14 protein-coding genes are annotated in these 20,851 nt (G+C 50.6%); 7 read left to right on the top strand and 7 right to left on the bottom strand.

Annotated elements, in window-relative coordinates; genetic code table 11:
• Window positions 1-232: 232 nt before the first annotated feature.
• Entirely contained in the window at window positions 233-1,546 is a 1,314-nt protein-coding gene (locus DCW36_RS12555) for a hemolysin family protein (RefSeq protein ID WP_114782695.1), read from the top strand.
• A 25-nt stretch (window positions 1,547-1,571) separates the two neighbouring features.
• On the opposite strand, the gene DCW36_RS12550 is transcribed toward DCW36_RS12555, so the two are convergent.
• The 6 genes from DCW36_RS12550 to DCW36_RS12525 all read right to left on the bottom strand — a co-directional run bounded on the left by DCW36_RS12550 (window position 1,572) and on the right by DCW36_RS12525 (window position 8,445).
• Window positions 1,572-2,087 (bottom strand): gamma carbonic anhydrase family protein, encoded by a 516-nt coding sequence (locus DCW36_RS12550; RefSeq protein WP_114782694.1) that lies wholly within the window; start codon window positions 2,085-2,087, stop codon window positions 1,572-1,574.
• Between the two features lie 90 nt (window positions 2,088-2,177).
• Window positions 2,178-2,726 (bottom strand): Uma2 family endonuclease, encoded by a 549-nt coding sequence (locus DCW36_RS12545; protein ID WP_205702927.1) that lies wholly within the window; start codon window positions 2,724-2,726, stop codon window positions 2,178-2,180.
• Between the two features lie 331 nt (window positions 2,727-3,057).
• Complete coding sequence (locus tag DCW36_RS12540; protein ID WP_240676161.1) at window positions 3,058-4,086, bottom strand: arabinan endo-1,5-alpha-L-arabinosidase; 1,029 nt, start codon at window positions 4,084-4,086, stop codon at window positions 3,058-3,060.
• Between the two features lie 162 nt (window positions 4,087-4,248).
• Window positions 4,249-4,761 carry a hypothetical protein gene (locus DCW36_RS12535; RefSeq protein ID WP_125185417.1) on the bottom strand — a complete coding sequence of 171 codons (513 nt, stop codon included), beginning with the start codon at window positions 4,759-4,761 and terminating at the stop codon, window positions 4,249-4,251.
• A gap of 109 nt (window positions 4,762-4,870) precedes the next feature.
• Entirely contained in the window at window positions 4,871-6,859 is a 1,989-nt protein-coding gene (locus tag DCW36_RS12530) for an alpha-L-arabinofuranosidase C-terminal domain-containing protein (protein WP_114782693.1), read from the bottom strand.
• A gap of 77 nt (window positions 6,860-6,936) precedes the next feature.
• Entirely contained in the window at window positions 6,937-8,445 is a 1,509-nt protein-coding gene (locus DCW36_RS12525; protein ID WP_114782692.1) for an arabinan endo-1,5-alpha-L-arabinosidase, read from the bottom strand.
• 681 nt (window positions 8,446-9,126) lie between these two features.
• On the opposite strand from DCW36_RS12525, the gene DCW36_RS12520 reads away from it, so the two are divergent.
• The 5 genes from DCW36_RS12520 to DCW36_RS12500 all read left to right on the top strand — a co-directional run bounded on the left by DCW36_RS12520 (window position 9,127) and on the right by DCW36_RS12500 (window position 18,790).
• The gene (locus tag DCW36_RS12520) at window positions 9,127-12,297 is read left to right on the top strand and encodes a SusC/RagA family TonB-linked outer membrane protein (RefSeq protein WP_114782691.1); all 3,171 of its coding nucleotides are present in this window, start codon (window positions 9,127-9,129) and stop codon (window positions 12,295-12,297) included.
• Window positions 12,298-12,321: 24 nt separating this feature from the next.
• Window positions 12,322-13,851 carry a RagB/SusD family nutrient uptake outer membrane protein gene (locus tag DCW36_RS12515; RefSeq protein WP_170312515.1) on the top strand — a complete coding sequence of 510 codons (1,530 nt, stop codon included), beginning with the start codon at window positions 12,322-12,324 and terminating at the stop codon, window positions 13,849-13,851.
• Between the two features lie 178 nt (window positions 13,852-14,029).
• Complete coding sequence (locus DCW36_RS12510) at window positions 14,030-15,091, top strand: glycoside hydrolase family 43 protein (protein ID WP_114782689.1); 1,062 nt, start codon at window positions 14,030-14,032, stop codon at window positions 15,089-15,091.
• Between the two features lie 202 nt (window positions 15,092-15,293).
• Window positions 15,294-17,150, top strand: a complete 1,857-nt coding sequence (locus DCW36_RS12505) for a glycoside hydrolase family 2 protein (protein WP_114782688.1) — start codon at window positions 15,294-15,296, stop codon at window positions 17,148-17,150.
• A gap of 23 nt (window positions 17,151-17,173) precedes the next feature.
• Window positions 17,174-18,790, top strand: a complete 1,617-nt coding sequence (locus DCW36_RS12500; protein WP_240676160.1) for a family 43 glycosylhydrolase — start codon at window positions 17,174-17,176, stop codon at window positions 18,788-18,790.
• A gap of 76 nt (window positions 18,791-18,866) precedes the next feature.
• Here the strand turns inward: DCW36_RS12500 and DCW36_RS12495 are convergent, their stop codons facing one another.
• A complete protein-coding gene (locus DCW36_RS12495) occupies window positions 18,867-19,850 on the bottom strand; it encodes a radical SAM protein (RefSeq protein ID WP_114782687.1) in 984 nt (327 codons plus the stop codon).
• A 173-nt stretch (window positions 19,851-20,023) separates the two neighbouring features.
• Here DCW36_RS12495 and DCW36_RS12490 point away from each other — a divergent pair, with 173 nt between their 5' ends.
• On the top strand, window positions 20,024-20,629 hold the full coding sequence (locus DCW36_RS12490; protein ID WP_114782686.1) for a porin family protein: 606 nt from the start codon (window positions 20,024-20,026) through the stop codon (window positions 20,627-20,629).
• The last annotated feature ends 222 nt before the right edge of the window (window positions 20,630-20,851 follow it).

Below are 20,851 nucleotides of genomic sequence, written 5' to 3'. Positions count from 1 at the left end.
TCGCCTGTTGAAGCGATGTTACCGGATGATGGTAGTTCTGAAATGTGGGCGCCTTTTTTATTTCGTTTAGCCTCAAAAACATCTTCATTTAGAAAATAAAACTTGTTTGTATGCCACGCCAGGGGCCTTCTGATAACATTTTGGCCGTATCAATGCATTCACTTTTAGCAAAAGCACGTATTTTATTTAATTTTACAGCTTTACCGGTGCCCTGTACAGTTGAACCACATCTATGATCCTCGATATATTCATAACAATCTTCCTGGTTGCCCTGAACGGTTTTTTTGTTGCCGCTGAATTTGCCTTTGTAAAGGTTCGCTCTTCCCAGATAGAATTAAAGGCACAGGCAGGTCATACTATGGCGAAACTGGCGCATAACATGATTGGGCACCTGGATGCATATCTTTCTGCCACGCAGCTGGGTATTACCTTGGCTTCGCTTGGTTTGGGTTGGATAGGAGAGAGCGTGGTTTCACAGATTATCATTAACATCATGGAAGCTTTCGGGTTTCAGGGAAGCGAGGAATTGGCTCATAAAATTGCCTTGCCTTTTGCCTTTGCCCTGATTACGGTGCTCCACATTGTATTTGGCGAACTGGCCCCTAAGTCGCTGGCCATACAGCGTTCCGAGTCTACTACCCTGGCCGTGGCAGCTCCGTTGCGCTTTTTCTACATCATCTTCAGCCCGTTTATCTGGCTGCTGAATGGCCTCTCCAATTTTATTCTGCGCTCGATTGGCATCAGGCCGCTGCACGGGGCCGAGGTGCACACGGCAGAGGAACTGCGCCTGCTGTTCGAGCAGAGTGCCGAGGGTGGTGTGATACAGGATTCGCAGCACGAGCTGATCGAGAATGTGTTTCAGTTTAACGAGCGCATGGTGAAGCAGATCCTGGTGCCCCGGACCAAGATGGTGGCTGTAGATATCAACGTGCCGGAGGACGAGCTGATGGAGGTGATCTTTAACGAAGGCTACTCCCGGTTGCCGGTGTACAAAGGTTCTATCGACAACATCGTGGGCGTGCTGAATGTGAAAGACATCCTGAGCCTGATAAGGCTGGGGGAACCGATCGTGCTGGAAAAGCTGATACGCCCGGCTTACTTTGTACCTGAAACGAAAAAGATAAACCGCCTGCTCAAGCAGTTCCAGAAGCGCCACCTGCACATGGCCATTGCTACCGACGAGTTTGGCGGCGTGTCGGGTATTGTGACCCTGGAAGATATTATCGAAGAGCTGGTGGGCGAGATACAGGACGAGTACGATGAGGAAGTGCCTATCGTGGAGCGCATCAACGACTTTGAATACAAAGTAAATGCTTCAGCCTCTATCCTGGATGCCAACGACTACCTGCCTTACCCGCTGCCCGAAGGGGAAGATTACGAAACCGTGGGCGGCCTGATAAACATGATCTATGGCCAGATTCCCGAAGACATAAACGATATGGCTACCTTTAACCAATATGAAGTCAAGGTGCTGGAAAAATCGGAACGGAAGGTAGAGTCGGTGCTGTTTAAGGTGCGTGAGGAAGAACGCGAAGCGATATCATAACACCTGCGAAGCGCCACATAAAGCCTTACAGGGTCGGGAACCAGCTGCTGTACATCACATAGTTATTGGCCAGCCTGTCGATGTTGGCGATCTGTGCCTCGCTCAGCTGCTTTACCTTCCGGGCCGGAATACCGGCGTAAATATAACCCGACTCGCATACTGTATTTTCCAGCACGATGGCGCCTGCCGCTACGATGCAGTTTTTCTGAACGACAGCATTGTCCATCACAATGGCGCCCATCCCGATCAGCACATTGTCTTCCAAAGTGCAGCCATGCACAATTGCCTTATGCCCGATGGTTACGTTGTTGCCGATAGTGGTAGCAGCGCGTTCGTAGGTACAGTGGATCACAACGGCATCCTGAATATTGGTTTTGTGCCCCACCCGGATGCTGTTCACGTCGCCACGGATTACGGCGTTGAACCAGACAGAGCATTCATCTCCCAGGATGATGTCTCCGACTAAGGTGGCATTTTCAGCGATAAAGCAGTTGTGGCCCATCTGGGGCTTTTTGCCTCTTACAGGACGAATTACGGGCATACGTGTTTGTGTTGGTTTAAGAGTTTAAGGTACGATGGAGTACGTGTATGTGTTGTAACGGAAATACAGGCAGCTTATTTTAGTTCTTCCTTACCAGATTTGGCTAAAGTCTACCGTAAAGTTACAACCAGCTGCTTCTGTCAGGCTGAAAGCTACTGCGTCGGTTGTGGTTTCTTTCACCTTTTTGTAGCGGCCTTCGAAAAGCCGGAAAACCTCTGCCGTTTTCTGCTGCGGATTGATGATGACATAATACTCAACGCCCTGGCTTTCGTACAGCTCAAATTTAATAGTTCTGTCTTTATTGGCAGTAGCGGGTGAAAGAATTTCAAACACAACAGCGGGCACTTGTGTGATAAAGGCGCCTGTGTCTGTACTGTTGCATAGTACAGAGAGATCCGGCTGCACAATCGTATCTTCCGTAATTCTCCAGTCGACGGGCAACAACACTTTACAATGCCTGCAGGGATGCAGCGCTTGTCGGAGTTCAGCATACAGGTTGCCATTAATCTCCTGGTGATAAACAGAGGGTGCAGGCGTCATGGCATAGGGGATACCGTTGATCAGTTCCCAGTGGCCTTCCCATACTTTGTAGTCGTCGTAGGTGTAGTGCGGCAGGTGTTCGTGTTTTGGCAGTCCCATCGTTGAACAGTAGCGTTGTTATCTATTCCAAATATAACGAAAAATTCAGCTTGATGTGCTGCCGGAAATTTATCAGGTGCAGGAGGGTGGTAGCTGACTACCATGCTTCTGCTTTAGGTTGGCAGCAGAGGCTGTGGAGGCAGGTGCAGCAGAACTTTTTGACATGCCTAACGAGCAAAGGCAATGGAGGCGGGGGCAGCAAAACAGCTTCACATATAAAAAAGCCGCCCATGCTGCGTTTTTATCAGCAAGAGCGGCCTTGGACCTTGTTTTTGGATTGTCTGCACTAGCCACCACAGCCTCTCCTGTTGCGGTGGCGGCAGGAGAGGTTTTATTCTTTTACCATTATCTCTGGCCAGCCTTTGTCAGTCCATTTCAGCTCCTCGATGCGCAGCTTTGGTTTTCCGTCGGCATTCGCGTCGTAGCCATGGAAGATGATGTAGTCTTTGCCATCGAAGGTGTAGACGGCATTATGACCGACGCCATGCCAGTCTTCATTGCCCTCCAGCAGCAGTGTGCCGCCTGCGCGGTCCAGGCGTGCGCCTTCTTTGTCGAGGTAGGGGCCTGTCAGGTCTTTGGCGCGGCCTACAATCATTTTATAGGAACTGTTCACGCCTTTGCAGCAGTAGTCGGTGGAGGCGAAGAGGTAGTAGTAGTTTCCTTTCTTAAAGATGAAGGGCGCCTCGATGGCATTGCCGCCGGCATCTACCGGGTTGTTGTCGATGGAAGGTGGATTGGGCGCGTTCGGGTCTTTTTTCTGGCTGGCAATGGTGATGAATTCTTCCGGGCTCTGGGCAAGGCTTAACCTGTCTTTGGAAAGCTTCGCCAGTTGCAAACCTCCCCAGAAGGAACCGAAAGTCATGTAAGCATTTCCCTTTTTGTCGGTGATGATATTGGGGTCAATGGCGTTCCAGTTCGTCTTGCCGGGGTACGACTGCACCACTTTGCCATGGTCGGTCCATTTAAAGTTCGGGTCCGACGGGTCGAGCGTAGGGTTGGTGGCAACGCCAATGGCCGAGGTGTTTTTCCCGAAAGCCGAAACGGAATAGTAGAGGTAGTACTTGCCGTCGTGGTAGCTGATGTCGGGCGCCCAGATGTGGTTTCTAAAAGTGGGTACCGCCTCCACGGCCCAGGCAGGCGCTGTTTCGAACACCGGTTTTTCCGGCTTCCAGTTCTTCATGTCTTTAGACGACCAAACGCTGATGCCGTGCCCGGTGCTGAAGAGGTAATAGGTATCGCCCTGTTTGGTCATCACCGGGTCGTGTACCATGATGTTTTGCCTGGTTTCCTGCGCCTGCACCGCTATTCCTGCCAGGAAAAGCAAACAGAGCAGCATCAGATTTCTTAACTTTAAATGCATGTTCAGATTATTTTTAAGTTTAAAACGCGGCTGAAAGCCAGATGTGTCAGTTTTAGTCTTCTGCACCTGCCACCACTCCCGCTGATGTATTTCGGACTGGTACATAAAGCAAGCGAAACATAGCTGAGCCTGGTTTATGTGCTGGGTTTGCAATAGTAGTTTTTATTTCTCAATACGCGGAGGAAGCTTAGGAACAAGCCTTGAAGTTAATTTAAATGTATAAGTCGAATCAACTCTGTTTTGCATACTTCTTGAGCGTTTGATGATAAAATTAGCTAAACTATCTATTAAGTTCTTGTGATTGTCTCCTACTACTTCGGACTTCATAGTTGTTCCTCCTTCACTCACTTTTATAATATACCAACTACAGTCCTGACACATGCTATCATACAAAGTATCAGGTTTGGCTTCCTTCAGTTTATTTACAAAATAATTTAATGAATCTATTGAGTTTTGACTTAAAGTGCCATAATAACATTCAGTAGATTCTATTTCACTGATTATTTTATATTCACATTTCCTAACAACATTACTTGAGTCAATGGTTAGGCTGAAAGCACCTGTCCCGCCACTACTATACGCAAGCTCAATTGAATCATACGCAGGCTCAATCTTATCTGGACTACAACCGAAAGTAACTATCAGAACTATGAGCAGATAGATTGTGTTTTTCATTCTATTGTTGCTAACCAACAGGTACAGGCTCACTTTAAAGGTATAAAATTTGAGAAAGGCCGGGTAACTGTTCTGTTACCCGACCTTCCGGTTTTTAGCGTTCTGCGAATCAGGACATTTTCACTCGGACGATGTTCACCGACTGCGGCTTCATCTGCAGTTTCACTTTCTTACCCTTCACCTGCAACTGGCGCTGCACCGGGCTGACAGCTTTGGGATTCTCGAACGAGTTGACCTGATCTGGCTGCTGGCTGGTAAGTTCGGTTACCGTGCCTTTGGACTGCAGCTTTTTCACACCTTCCACCACAAACTCACCTTCCTGCGGTTTGTCCGATGCATTCACCACTTTCAGAATCAGCTCATTTGTCTTTTTGTCGATGGTGGCGGAGGCGTAGTAGCCATCCTGCCCGGTTACCGGTTTGCCCTCGTGCTGCACCGGCACTACGTGTGTGCCTTTGTTTGTAGAGAAAAGCTTCTGCACGTAGTAGTTCGGCGTGCCATAGGCCCGCAGGTTGTCTACCCAAATCATGTCAGGGGTCCACTGCCAGCCTTCGGCGTGTGCGAACAGGGGGGCATACGAAGTCATGACTACCACATCGGCGTTACGTTCCAGGCCGGTCATAAAAGCGGCTTCGGAGAGGGCTGCCTTCCAGGTGTTCTTGTTGTCGGGGCTGGCGATGGCTTTGGTCTGAGCGGCATATTCACCGGCAAAAATTTTAGGCCCTTTGCGGTCGTAGCTGTCGTAGCGGGTGGCATTTTGCAGGAACCATTCGGGCGCGCGGTAGTAGTGCTCGTCGATAATGTCTACGCGGTTGTCTTTCATGGCGCGCAGCGTGTTGTTGAGGTAGTCGAACTCTTCTCCCTCAGGGAAAGGACCGGTGGTCGTGATAAGCTTTATCTCGGGGTGCTTGGCGGTAAGAGCTTTTTCGAAAAGCTTGTAGCGCTCGATGTACTGCTCGCCCCACTGCTCGTTGCCCACTCCCAGGTATTTCATGTTAAACGGAGCCGGGTGTCCCATGTCGGCGCGCACTTTGCCCCATTTGGTAGTGGGGGCGCCGTTGGCAAATTCTATCAGGTCCAGGGCATCCTGTATGTACGGGTCCAGCTGGTCGAGGGGCACCAGTTCGCCGGTGTTGAACTGGCAGGCCATGCCGCTGTTGAGGATAGGTAGCGGTTCTGCACCGATGTCTTCGGCCAGTTGAAAGTACTCGTAAAAACCCAGCCCAAACGACTGGTAATAGTCCGGGGTAGGACGGTGCTTGAATTCGGTATTCCAGCGGTTAACAATCAGCTCGCGTTCTTCCGGCTTGCCGACCGTTTTTTTCCACTGAAAGCGCTCGTCCAGGGTACGTCCTTCCACAATACAGCCACCGGGGAAGCGGAGGAAGCCCGGCTCCAGGTCGGCCAGCAGCTGCACCATGTCGGCACGCAGGCCGCCTGGGCGGTTTTTCCAGGTGTCTTTCGGGAAGAGGGAAATCATGTCCATGTCTACCGAACCTTTGCCTTTGGCCCAGATATTCAGCTGTGCTTTAGGCTCTGTAGCGGAAGCGGTGAGAGTGGCTGTATACTTTTTCCACTCCTTGCCGGAGGGGGTAACGGTGGCGGAGCCAAGCTTCTCTCCGGTAGAGCTCACCAGTTCAACTACCAGCGAAGTGTTGCCTTCATTTTGGCGGGCGAGTACCGAGAAGTCGTACTGGTTTCCTTTTTTGATGCCCATGCCGCGGAAGCCTTCGTTGGTGAGGCCAAACTGGCCGGCTTCGTTTTTGGCCTGCAGGCGGAGGTAACGCGGGTTGGCAGGGTTCACTTGGCTGCGGTTGTGCACGAGCGCAGTGCCTTCGGCGCCCGCTGCCTTCTGCACTTTCCAGCCCATCATGGGCGTGTCGAACTCGAAGGAGCGGTTTTTTACCAGCTCGGCATACAGGCCGCCGTCGGCGCCAAAGTTAATGTCTTCGAAAAAGATGCCCCACATGGTGGGCTGTACTTCTGCTTTTACCTCGTTGGTGTTTACGGTAAAGGTTTTAGAGGATTGGGCATCAGCACTTATTGCGAAAAGAAAGCTTACTGCCAGCGCAGTAAGCGAAAGCGTTTTATGCTTCATATTGCTTTGTCGTTCTTTAAGTTATGTATAAAACTCAGGTGTTTCGATAGCTTGACGTAAACCGGAAGTGTGTCCTGTTATTTTGTTTTCTTTTTAAGCCAGATAGCAGTGCCTCCTCCATTGAAGCCTGTCATCACAATAGTAGATTGAATTTTATTTTCCCAGTCCCGTCCTCTGGATACATGGAGTTTATCTACGAATGTGCCGCCTCCCCACCGTAATTCCAGCCAGGGGGCATTATAAGTCCAGGTGTTGTTGGGATCGTTATTAATTGTGCCGTTGGCATTAAGCGTGGTCGTAAAGGCGCTGTTAAAATTAGGGTTGGTCTGTTCATTCGCATAGCCTGGTACCGTTACATAACCGTGCACAATCTGTTCGTATTCGCCTGCAAGGTCTGCCGTTGCAACAGGAGTCTGCTCTACATCGGCATAGCGCTCCGGAGAAACCATTGGCCAGCCGTCCGGGGTCCAGAAAATTTTGCGCACATGCATTACCATAAAGTATTTGTCAACGCCGGGTCGGCCCTGGTGTGCGATATAATACTGGTCTTTGTCTTTAAAAACAGAAGGGTGCGAAACGCCCTGCCAGCCACCATGCCCGATAAAGTTGTAAGGCGATAAGATCATAGGGCCGTTATCGGCGGCGTTATCTGCATTCACACCGTTCCAGTCCAGGAAGGGACCATCGGGGCTGGTGGAGCGGTATACCCGGACGTTATATTTTGTTTCCAGCCAATCATAGGACACAAACAGGTAATACATGCCTCTTTCGCTATTGTAGATGATTTCCGGTCCTTCCAGGTTGCCATTGTACATGCCACCTGTGCTGCCTCTTCTCACAATCCGTTTGCCTTTATCGCCAGGTGTTTTGGCCAGACCGGTGGCAGGGTCAAGCTGAACCACAAACAAACCATCCCATGCAGAGCCATAATGCATCCAATGCTCTCCGGAAGGCGTTACGACTACCGACGGGTCTATGGCATTTGTGCCCGGGCCACTGGTTACGCTTGTAACGGCTAATCCCCGCTCTGTCCAGGGGCCCTCTGGCGAGGCAGCGGTTAACAACCCTATTGCGCTTACCCGAAAACCGCTGGAGGCGAGTGAATAATAGAGCCTGTATTCGTTCCCGACTTTCAGGACATAAGGTGCCCACAGAGAATTGTTGGGAGTGGCCCCCTGTCCTTTGATATAATTGGAACCCATTGCAGGTAATCCGTTTAAAGCAAAGCCAACAAATTTCCATTCGATCAGATCGTTCGATCTTCTGACCTGGATACCTGGTTGTACTGCTGTGCCGTAAGCCGCATCGGTACTGTAGCTGTAGAAATAGTCGCCTGCCTTTATGATGGACGGATCGTGTGTATTATAAGGGCCCCACCGGGAAATATTACTGATGGGGGCAAGGCTTGGGTAAGTATCTGTTAACAGATCAAGGTTATAAGGCTTCTCTGTTGCAGGAGGGGTATTGGTGCCGGTATCTGTTTCGCTCTCTTTTTCACAGGACATTATTCCTATGGCTGCTACTGCGAGAAAGAACAGCGATGCAAACCTGCGTTTGGTATGAACAATACTTTGTTTAAAGCTCATTGATTTACTGCTTAAGGTTATTTCTTGCGGATTTGCTATTTAAGTGTTGCTTTTACGTTTAAAATGAAATTAAATGTCTTTTCCCTGTTTTGCAAGCTTTTTGATTAAAAATGTTGAATTAACATTTGTTCAACTCGTATTGTGCCCGGATGGTTCCTGTTTTGTGGCTAAATATAAACCTGTTATTGTATTACACGTTAAGATAGCTAGCTTTTCGGTTAGCTTAACGGGGAAGTTAAAATTTTAAATATTCTTTTCTTTTTACTAAAAATTGGTGCTGCCAGGATAGTGTAAGTTAAACGAAGCTTGGTGTTGATCGACTATGCTGAATTGGAATAATTTGATTCTTGAAAGCACATAGTTGCGAATGATTTATTAAGTGTAAATGGTACGTCTATTTAAAAGCAGTTTGAGCTTTTAATATTGCTAACATCTGCTTGTGTTGGGGCTGTAGCTTTTATCAGAAGTTAATGGAAGCTCCTGCTGATTGCTGTTTTTTGAAAAATGGGGTAGCTGTTTTTATACAAAATCTAAAATAGGATAAGCTTATGGAAGAGTAGAAAAAAATATCCTGCCAGGTTGTACTGGTGTTCCTGGTATTGTGGGTGTCAGGACAGATACAATGTTTACCAAGGTTTACCAAGGCTTTTAACCTTCACATTTCAACACAAATTAAAATCTATGAAAAACAATTTACCAAGCTTCTTGTCAGGTGTAGTAAGAAGGATTGTTCCTTTGCTTATGGTGCACCTGCTATGCTTCTCGGCTGCAACAGCTGCAGAGGATAAACTTCCGCGGATAGAAGAGGTGCTTCGGAAGGATGTGAAAGCTCCTGTTCCTGTTTCGGGAAGGGTGACAGGTGAGAACCAGACGGGATTACCAGGTGTAACTGTAACTGTAAAAGGAACCAGTGTCGGGACAGTTACAGATATTGACGGCAATTTTTCGTTAAATATTCCTGATGGTACAACAAACCCAACATTGGTTTTTTCTTATGTCGGTTATCAGACACAGGAAGTGCCGGTTAATAACAGGTCTGTTATTAATGTGCAGATGGCAACAGATGCAAAAGCGCTTGGCGAAGTGGTGGTTATCGGTTACCAGACCATCCGGAAAGAGGACTTGACCGGAGCAGCTTCTGTTGTTAGTCCTGAACAGGCAGACAGGGTAACAGCCAACTCGGTTGCTGAATCTATCCAGGGGTTGGCGCCGGGTGTAACGGTGCGGAATACAGGCCGTCCGGGAGCGAACCCTGCTGTAGACATACGGGGGGTTGCCAGTTTTTCGAGCACCAATCCCCTGTATGTGATCGATGGGATGATTGCAGATGCAAACACCACCATTCCGACAGATAACATCGAATCTATCCAGATTTTGAAGGATGCCTCTGCCGCGGCTATCTACGGTTCGAGGGCTGGTAATGGTGTTATCATTATTACCACCAAGCGCGGAAAAGAAGGACCTGCCAAAGTAGATGTCTCTGTAAAATATGGTTTCCAGCAGATTCCCAAGCTCTGGGATGTGATGAACTCTGAAGAATTCGCAGCTACGCAGCGGCGCCAGTACGAAAACTCCGGCGCTACGCCACCCGCCAGCGTGTCGCTTACACCTCCACCTGCAACAGGCCCAAACAGCGTAAGGCACTGGACCGTTACCGATACCGACTGGCAGGATGAGATGACGCAGATCGGGACATTGTCTGATTACAACGTGTCGCTGTCCGGAGGTTCGGAGAGTGGCAATTACCTTATCTCAGGCTCTTACTTTACAAACGATGGCGTTGTGGTGGGAAACACCTGGGATAGAGCCAGTTTGCGTGTAAACACGCAGGGTAAGAAAGGCAGAGTTACCTTTGGCGAAAACATGGTGCTGTCGCATTCATGGGAAGAAAGGCCGCTGCTGGTTAATCCGTTTTACGATATGCCGCAGTTGCTGCCTGTTATTCCTGTGCAGCACCCGAGTTTGGTAGATCCTGCTGCTAACAACCCGGGGGGCTGGGGGCTTGGCGACCCGATAACAGCGCCAAACTTCTCATGGAACTACCTGGCCATGACCAAGTTGTTTAATACAACCCACAAATACTCCCGGGTGGTTGGAAATGCTTTTGTTGATGTAGAGCTGTTTGACTGGCTGAAGTACCGATTTAATGCGGGTTTGGATGCAAGCTTTGACCAGCACCAGAACGTGCGCACACTAGGCAATTGGGTGCTGGCACAGGCCTTTGAGCCAAGCCATATTTACCAGAACAGGCAAATGTTCAAAAGTCTGCTGTTTGAGCATACATTAAACTTTGATAAAACCTTTGGTAACCACAACATCAATGGTGTGGTTGGTTATACCCAGCAACGCACCAGCAGAGATATTTTAGAGGGGCGACGTAACGAATTGCAGCAGTTTGGCGGACAGTACCTTACCACTATTGGTTCTGCTATCGGTGATCAGACCTCTGAAGGAGGGGAGATAGAAAACTACCGGCTAAACGGTACGCTTGGCCGTTTGAACTATACCTATAACGACAAGTATCTGATTACGCTTACCGGGCGTTACGACCAGGATTCCAGGTTTGGGGCTGACAACCGTAATGGCTTTTTCCCTTCGATAGCACTTGGCTGGAGAATTAGTGAAGAAGGCTTTTTTAATGCTGAGTGGGTGTCGGACCTGAAGCTGCGGGCTTCTTATGGCCAGTTAGGCATTGCTACTGTCGGCTCCTGGGATTATTTAGGCGTGATCAACAACAACCCGAGAGTTGTTTTCGGAGCCGACCAGAATATTTTTGTTGGAGCTTACCAGGCAAGACTGGTAAACCCTGATATCAAATGGGAAACCAGAACATCCAAAAATATCGGCCTGGACGGATCATTCTTGAATAACAAGGTTCTGGTTACGGCAGAATACTACCACTCTCTATCCGAAGATGTACTGGTGCAACTGCCACTGCCTTTCTATTCGGGTAACTTATTAGGAAACCCATTCGTGAATGCTGCTTCTATCAGTAACCGTGGGGTAGAATTCTCGGCTACTTACCGAAGCCAGGAAAATGATTTCAAATGGGACATATCAGGTAACTTCACCACCATCAAGAATAAAGTTGAAGCACTAGGTAACCTGGGTGAAGGCATCGATTATCTGCAGGTAGGAGCCACCAGGTCGCAGATTGGCCGTGGCATAGGCGAGTGGTTTGTGCTGGAAACGGATGGAATCTTTCAGAGCGAGCAGGAAGTGCTCAACCACACCAATCCGGACGGGGTAGTCATACAGCCTTTCTCTAAGCCCGGCGACATCCGTTTCGTGGACCACAATAATGACGGACAGATCAATGACGAAGACAGAGTGTTTAAAGGCTCGCCATGGCCTAAGCTACAAAGCGGCCTGCAGTTTAATGCTGCATATGGAGGCTTTAACCTGAACCTGCAGCTGGTAGGCGTATTCGGGCAGACTGTTTTTAATGATGTGCGAAGAATTCTGGATTCTTATGTAAACACCAACTTCCGCAGCGACATCAGCCCCTGGACCCCGGATAACACCAACACCGATGATCCGCGGTTAGCCCGTAACACGGAGCTGGGCGTTATTTTTAACAACCAGTTCGCCAGCGACCGCTGGCTGGAAAGCGCCTCGTATGTACGGTTTCGTAACATTGAGCTGGGGTATAACCTGCCCGAGTCTTTCCTGAGCCGCCTGCACACAAACAACGCCCGCATTTTTGTCAGCGGTCAGAACCTGCTGACTTTTAGCGGATACAGTGGCCTTGATCCGGATGTAACCGGCGCTGGTATACTGGAAAGAGGTATGGATGCCGGTAACTGGCCAGCCAGCCGGGTGTATTCTGTAGGTTTGAATTTCGGGTTTTAATTTTGTTAAAAGAAGAACTCCATTATGAAAAAGATTATATGTTTATTTATGGCAGCCAGCTTCTTTGTCAGCAGTTGCCAGGACCTGGATGTTCCTAATCCAAATGCACCAACCACCGACCTTTTCTGGCAGAATGCAAATGATGCCCAGCTAGGCGTGAATGCTATTTACAGTACCCTGCACCGGGGGCCGCTCGTGCTCTGGATGTGGTTTTACTATGTAGTGCGCTCCGACGAAGCCTTTAGCACCAGTCCCAGGCTGGATATCCAGAACAACATGGATAAGTTCCTGATCACCAACTACAACTTTGGTGAAACAAACTGGATATATGGCGATAATTACATTGGTATTTTCCGGGCTAACCAGGTGCTGGCAAACGTGCCTGGCATAGAGATGGATGAGAATTTAAAGGCCCGCCTGATTGGCGAAGCTAAGTTTCTGAGAGGGTTCTTCTATTATAACCTGGCCAGCCTCTATGGCAATGTGCCGCTTATCCTGGAGCCCTCAAAAACAACTGATTTGCCTTCGAATGCAACCCGGGAGCAGATATGGGCTCAGGCAGCCAAGGATCTTAGCGAAGCTGCCGAAGTTTTGCCAACTAGCTACACAGGTAATAACATTGGCCGTGCAACAAAAGGCGCCGCCAATGCCCTCCTGGCAAAAGTATATATGCAGCAGCGAAACTGGCAGGCAGCGCTCGACCCGTTGCAATGGCTTGTTGAGGGAGAGGGCAAAAACATCTATGACCTAATGCCTAATTACCGGGATAACTTTTTAAGCACCACTGAAAATAACAGGGAGTCTGTTTTTGAATGGCAGTTTGCCGAAAACCCATCAGAGTTTACAGATAACGACGTGCAGACGCCAAACCAGAATTATGGTTCGCCGCTTCCGCAGTTTATCGGACCGGCCAACGTGGGCTTTTCTGATGCCGAAGTACACCGGTGGGTTATTAACGAGTTTTTGGAAGAAAGGACCGTTACAGGCCAAAGAGATCCACGCCTTGCCGCTTCTATCTTCTTCAACGAAATGGATGAACGGGGCGCCGAATTTTCGATCATCTATGGCCGAAGTTTTGCCGACCGGTATGGCGCGAACAACCAGAGAGCCTGGTTCAGAAAGTTCTCGAACGATGCCGACGGTCGTAACGCCGAGGGTTTCCGTTCGCCCAACAATTACCGCTTCATTCGCTATTCTGATGTGCTGCTGATGTATGCAGAGGTGCTGAATAACCTGAACAGGACCGCCGAAGCATATCAGTACGTAAACCGGGTAAGGCAGCGTGCAGGGCTGGCGCCCCTTTTGCCAACATTAACCAAGGAGCAGTTCCAGGCGCAGATCGAGCATGAGCGGGTAACCGAACTGGCAGGCGAAGGGCATCGCTGGAACGATCTGGACCGTTGGGGCTACTTCGAAAGCCAGGCGAAGCTGAACGAACTGATACAACGCGATCCGGCATTCAGCACCTTTGTGCTGGGCCGCCACAGGTTGCTGCCACTTCCGCAGGTAGATGTTGATATTAATCCGAATTTAGACCAGAACCCTAACTATTAGCGGCTTCTGCTGTACAGGGTTCTGACAAGTCTGCAACAGGCATGTCAGAACCCTGCTATTTTATGGAAGTATTTTTTTCTCCGGCTTGTGCTCTTCCTGCAAGGTAAATTGTAAAAGTAGGTGGAGCAGAGGCTGTGGTGGCAGGTGCAGTAACTAATATATAGTGCAATGATGGCTTATGAACATATACTCAACTGTAGTTTATGCTTTTATCTGGCTGCTGCTTAGCAGTGCAGGCTGTAAAAAAGATAATGAAACGGACCAAAGCCAACCGCCGAAGGCAGACGAAAACACCTTTACCAATCCCCTGCTCCCCAGTGGGCCTGATCCCTGGGTGGTGCAGAAAGACAGCTTCTATTATTACACCCATACCTTGGGCAACCGCATCGGGCTTGCCAAAACAAAAGCCGTATCTCAGCTAAGAAATCATCCGCTTATCACAGTCTGGACACCCCCTCCCGCACAACCCTACTCCCGGAACCTGTGGGCGCCGGAGCTTCACTTTATTAACGGGAAATGGTACATCTATTTTGCTGCCGATAACGGAAACGATGTAAACCACCGCATGTATGTGCTCGAGAACCCAGCGGCAGATCCTACCACCGGTGAGTGGACATTTAAAGGCAAAATTGCCGATACAACCGATAAATGGGCAATAGATGGTTCTGTGCTGGAGTATAACGGGCAATATTATTTTGTCTGGTCCGGGTGGCGTGGTAATAATGATCCGGGCATTCAGCAGATTTATATTGCTAAGATGCTCAACCCCTGGACACTGGAGGGCGAACGCGTGATGCTGTCGGAACCGGTTTATAGCTGGGAGCGAAACGGGTTGGTGAATGAGGGACCTCAGCTATTAAAAAACAGCGATGGGCGGGTTTTTCTTGTCTACTCCGCCAGCGGCTGCTGGACCGATGACTATGCCCTGGGCATGCTTACTTTAAAAGAAGGAGGCAATCCGTTAAACCCGGCAGACTGGACGAAACACGAAACACCTGTTTTCTCTAAAAGTGAGGCCAACAGGGTGTATGGCCCGGGCCATAACAGTTTCTTTAAATCGCCGGATGGCACCGAAGACTGGATTATTTACCATGCAAATTCGCTTTCCGGAAGGGGGTGCAGCGATATGAGAAGTCCACGGATTCAGAAATTTACCTGGAATGCAGATGGCACGCCCAACTTCGGGGAGCCAGTATCGACAGCCACAGTTATGGCACGCCCCTCCGGGGAGGTGAAATAGCATTTGTTTTATCTCAGGAAGCCAGGCATTCTGAAACAAGGTACGTAACTTCCATAACCGGCTAACCCCAACCGGAAGCAAAAAGATGCCTGCACGGGTGCCCCTGCTTCAAGGTTACAGCAGCAGAGACTGTGGTGGCTGCTGCAGCAAAGTTTATAGCCGATTTTAACCGGAAAAATGATAGAATCAAAGCAAATACACGATGAAGAAAACCCTACTCCCCATCCTGTTCCTGTGGCTGGTGCAGTTTCAGCATGCCGGTGCGCAGTCCTCTGACTGGGGTATCGTAACAGGTAAAATAACAACACCCTGGGCTGCGAAAGTAAATCCTGCCAACCCTTTGCCGGAGTACCCCCGACCGCAGCTGGTGCGCGAAAACTGGCAGAACCTGAACGGCTTGTGGGAGTACGCCATACAGCCAAAGGCACAGCAGCAGACCCAGCCAGCTTCTTTCCAGGGAAAAATCCTGGTGCCTTACCCGGTGGAGTCGGCGTTGTCGGGTGTAGGAAAAATGGTGGGAGCAGAAAAGGTGCTGTGGTATAAGCGCCAGGCAGACGTGCCGGCAAAGCTGCGGAAGCAAAAGCTGCTGTTGCATTTTGGCGCAGTAGACTGGCAGTGCGAGGTATTTGTAAACGGCAAAAGCGCCGGCACCCATGAGGGTGGCTACGACCCCTTCTTTTTTGATATCACGCCGCTGCTACGTTCCGGTGCGAAGCAGGAAATAACCGTGCGGGTATGGGACCCGACAGACGAAGGCCCGCAGCCAAGGGGCAAGCAGGTAAAAAAGCCGGAAGCCATCTGGTACACGCCTGTTACCGGCATCTGGCAAACGGTGTGGCTGGAGCCTGTGCCCGATACCTACATTGCCACCACCCGCCAGACACCTTCTGTAGATGCGCAGACAGTAACTGTAGCAGCCCAGGTAGAGAACCTGCGGCCAGGCGACCTGCTGCGGGTGTCGGCCTGGGAAGGGAAGAAGAAGCTGGCCGAGCAGGAGGTAAAAGGAGGAACAGCAGCTGTGCTGCCGGTAAACAACCCAAAGCTATGGTCGCCGGACAACCCGCATCTGTATGACCTGCGGGTATCCGTGGTGCGGAACGGGAAGGTGGTGGACGAAGTGAAAAGCTATTTTGCCATGCGCAAGATCAGTATGGAACCAGATGCCTCCGGTGTGCAGCGTATGCTGCTCAACAATAAATTCCTCTTCCAGTACGGCCCCCTGGACCAGGGCTGGTGGCCCGATGGCCTGTACACTGCGCCAACCGAAGAAGCGCTGAAGTTCGATATCGAAAAAACAAAGGAGATGGGCTTTAACATGATTCGCAAACACGTAAAAGTGGAGCCTGCCCGCTGGTACTACCACTGCGATAAGATGGGCATGCTGGTCTGGCAGGACATGCCCAACGGCGACTGGGGCCAGTTTTGGGAAAACAACCCGGGCATAGAGGGCCGGGGAGGCGATATGGAACGCACACCCGCATCCGAAAAAATATACAAAACCGAATGGGCTGCCATCATGGATGCCCTGCACAACTTCCCGAGCATTGTGGTGTGGGTGCCGTTCAACGAAGCCTGGGGGCAGTTTAAAACCGTTGAGATGACCAACCTGACCATGCAGCGCGACACCTCGCGGCTGGTGAACAGCGCCAGCGGCGGCAACTTTCATCTGGTAGGCCACATCATCGACCTGCATAATTACCCGGACCCGGCCATGCCGCGGGCCGATCTTTTTGGTGCGAAACAGGTACTGGTGCTGGGCGAGTTTGGCGGCCTGGGCTTACCGGTAGAAGGCCATACCTGGCAGCAGAAAGACAACTGGGGCTACCAGAGCTTTAAAACGGCAGATGAGCTGTTTCAGAAGTATACATCCTTTATCGATAGGCTGGAAAACCTTATCCGGCGCGGATTATCGGCAGCCGTTTACACCCAAACAACCGACGTGGAAATAGAAACCAACGGCCTTATTACCTACGACCGGAAAGTAATCAAAATTCCACCGCAGAAGCTTAGGCAGGTACATGACAAGCTGTACAATCCGGAACTGGTAAAGATGAAGTAATGGTATTCTAAAATCAAACCGCTATGAGGTACTACAAAAATCTACACACGCTTTTTATGCTTGCCGTTCTCTTCTGGACAGGCTGCACCTCTTCATCGGAAAAGGAACAGGCGCAGCAGTTGGAAAATGAGGAAACCACACAGGAACAGGCCTACACCGGTAATCCTGTTCTGCCCGGCGATTACGCCGACCCTTCGGTCGTGCGCGTTGGCAGCGACTACTGGGCCACCGCCACCTCGTCGGAGTGGGCGCCCCTGTTCCCGATCCTGCACTCCACCGACCTGGTGAACTGGGAAACCGTAGGCCATGTGTTCCCGGAGAACCTGCCTGCCTGGGCCGAGGCGCATTTCTGGGCGCCGGAGATAGCCTATGAGAAAGGCAAATACTACATCTACTACACGGCCAAGAAAAAAGGAGGTAACCTGTGTGTGGGAGTGGCTAGTGCCACAAGCGCTACCGGCCCCTATACCGACCACGGTCCGCTGGTGTGCCAGGAGGTAGGCTCTATTGACGGGTTCGAGATACGGGATGAAAAAGGCGACTTATACCTGGTCTGGAAGGAAGACGGAAACAGCCGGCAACTGCCAACCCCCCTCTGGGCGCAGCGCATGAACGAGGCCCGGACTGCACTTACAGGCGAGAAGTTCGAACTCTTCCGCAACAACCCCAACACCTGGGAGGGTGGCCTGGTAGAAGGACCTGCCCTTGTTCGTCGCGGCAACTACTTCTACACCTTTTATGCCGGCGATGCCTGCTGCGGCCGCGGCTGTACGTATGGCGTGGGCGTAGCACGGGCCAAAAGCCTCAGAGGCCCCTGGGAAAAGCACCCCGATAACCCGATCATGCAGAAGAACGACACCTGGCGATGCCCGGGCCACGGCACTCTGGTAACAGATGAGCAGGGCCGCGACTACTTCCTCTACCATGCCTATCACAACGACGACTTTGTGTACGTAGGGCGGCAGGGCCTGCTCGATGAAGTAAAATGGGACAGCAGTACCAACTGGCCATACTTCGAGAACAGGTCGCCCGGCACCACCGGTAGAGCACCGGGTACAAGTGCCGGAGCAAACCTGGATACAGACGAGGAATTTACCTCGGGCACGTTGGGGCAGGAGTGGCAATGGTCGGTGGAGCAGAAACCAGAATACACTATCCGTACCGGGCAAAACGGGCAGCTGGCGCTTACCGCTTCGCCTGAAAAAATAGGAACAGCCATTGCCCGGCGTACCAAAACTGGAGATTATGCTGCCACCACTGCCATCGACGTAGCTTCGCTGCCGAAAGGCACCACAGCCGGACTGGCAGCCATTGGCGATCCCGATAATGCAGTAGGAGTAGCCATACGCGACAAGGAAGTGGTGGTGTGGCAGGTAAAAGGCGGCACCATGAGCACAATCGACCAAACTCCTGCTCCTGAAGCAGGAACCATTCAGCTACGGCTGACCGCAAACGATGGCGACAAAATGCGCTTTGCCTGGAGCACCGACGGCACGCAATGGAACGAGCTGAATGGAGGCAATGCCGTAGATGCTGCTTACCTGCCCCCGTGGGACCGGGGCGTGCGCGTAGGGCTTACCGCAAAAGGCCCTGCCGCAGCAACAGCTGTTTTCGATTGGTTCAGGTTGAAGCATGAGTAGCGGCAGGTGCTGTTTTTTCCCTCCTTTGCCAGTTAAACCGGGGAGAAATAGTTTTCTGCTGCTGTCACCATAGCCGCTACAGCTTCACCAGCCGTTTCCAGGTGCCTTTGTGCAGGTTGTACTTGAGCGTGCTGGGCAATGCCTTCCAGAAGTATTTGTTCACCTCCACGGCAAAACTGGGCTGCATGTAGCAGTTGATGGTGCAGCCCTCGCAGCCGGGCAGCCGGCCTTCCTGTTGCTTCAGGGCCTCTACTGCTTTGGAGGTGTAGAGTTCGTACAGGTTGCCTTCTATCAGGAAGCTGTCGGTGCCCAAGTGGTAGCAGGGGAGCACCAGCTTGTTTTCAGGAGAGATAACCAGCGTGGTGCTGGCGGCTTTACACACAGGTGCTGCTGTGTGGTTGCCGCCATCCAGGCGCAGCTGCACGAACCCCTCGTTCAGGTACACCAGCTTCTGCTTTGCAAAATCGGACAAATACTGCAGTTCCTCCGCCGACAGCTGCTCGCCGGTAGCCACATCGTTGTACTCAAACGCCGGATTAATGATGAGCATGAGCTTGTTGGGCAGGCAAATCTGCCGGTACACCTCCTCCAGCTGGTGCAGGTTGTGCTTGAACACCGTGAACAGGATATCGGGCCGCTCGCCTAATTTCTTCGCCACCTGTATCGACTCCATCACAAAATCGAAGCAGGCCACGCCGCGTCCCGTGTCGTGTTCTTCTCTGGAGGAGGAGTCGAGGGAGAAGTGCAGCATATCCACGTGCCCTTTCAGGCGCCCGGCCAGTTTGGGGTAGAGCAGGCCGTTGGTGGTGAGGGTGGTGATGAAGCCCATCTCGTGCGCCATGCGCAGGAACACGTCTATCTCGCGGTGCAGCAGCGGTTCGCCTCCGGTAAAATCGATTACCTCCACCCCCAGCCGTTTCAGGTCCAGCAGGTTCTGCTTCACATCTTCTACTTTGATATAAGGCGAAGGCTTCTCCCAGATATCGCAGAACGAGCACCTGGCATTACAGCGGTAGGTAACGTAGTAGTTGCAGAGTACAGGTTTCGAACGAAGGCGCATAAAACAAAGATACGGGTATGGACGCAGAAAAAGCCAGGCTGAAGTATGATACTTTTCAATATATCAACGTTATGACATAAACCTGTTCCTGAATTTTGAAAATTATCAGGGGCTATGTTTAACTTTGTTTCTGCTCTTGTGGCAAAACATCAAATCTAACTCTAATCATACGAATGAAAAAAGCAATTTTATCAGTTCTTGCAGTGCTTGCTGTTGCTGTGGCGGCACAGGCGCAATCTTTTACCGTGGGCGTAAAGGGAGGGATGAGCTCTGCCAAATTAGATATAAAGGAGGCAAGAAGTAACCCGATGATGTACCGGGATCCGGAGAATATAAACGGGTATCATGCCGGTCTTTTTACCAGGCTCCAGTTTATGGGCATCATGTTGCAGCCGGAGGCATTGCTTGTTTCTTCGGGTGGCAAATTTACATACGATTCGGGTGGCAGCACCTTAGAAGAAAAATTCCGGCTCACGCGACTGGATGTACCTATTATGCTTGGCTATAATTTCCTGGAGGTGGTGCGGGTGAATGCGGGGCCTGTCGCTTCGATGGTACTAAATGCCCGCCAGGAAGGAGATGATGTAAAAGACGCCTTAAATAAATCGGATTGGGGGCTGCAGGCGGGTATTGGGCTGGATATTGCCAGGTTTACCCTCGATGCCCGCTATGAGCGCATCATCCGCGACTACGACCACACTTCCGGTTCTGCCAACACCAGCCTGAAACTGAACAACCAGCAGGTAATTTTCAGCCTGGGCTATAAACTGATTGAGTAACAGACAGGCAGCTGAACAGAACAAGACCGGGCAGAGGTCGGCACGCATGTGATGCCGTTTCTGTCCGGTTTTTTTTATTTGCTGCAGCTGCCACCACTCCCTTTGCTCCTGCTTCATAGTCTGAAACGACTTTGTTGCAACGGATATAAGAAGGGGATATAGCTTGATTAAAAAGTAGAGTTGTAGCGTATCTTAGAAGCGACCAAACTTTTAAGAAGCGAT

It is taken from the genome of Botryobacter ruber, assembly GCF_003347595.2.
GTDB lineage: Bacteria > Bacteroidota > Bacteroidia > Cytophagales > Hymenobacteraceae > Pontibacter > Pontibacter ruber_A.
This window is presented reverse-complemented; position numbering and strand designations above follow the sequence as displayed.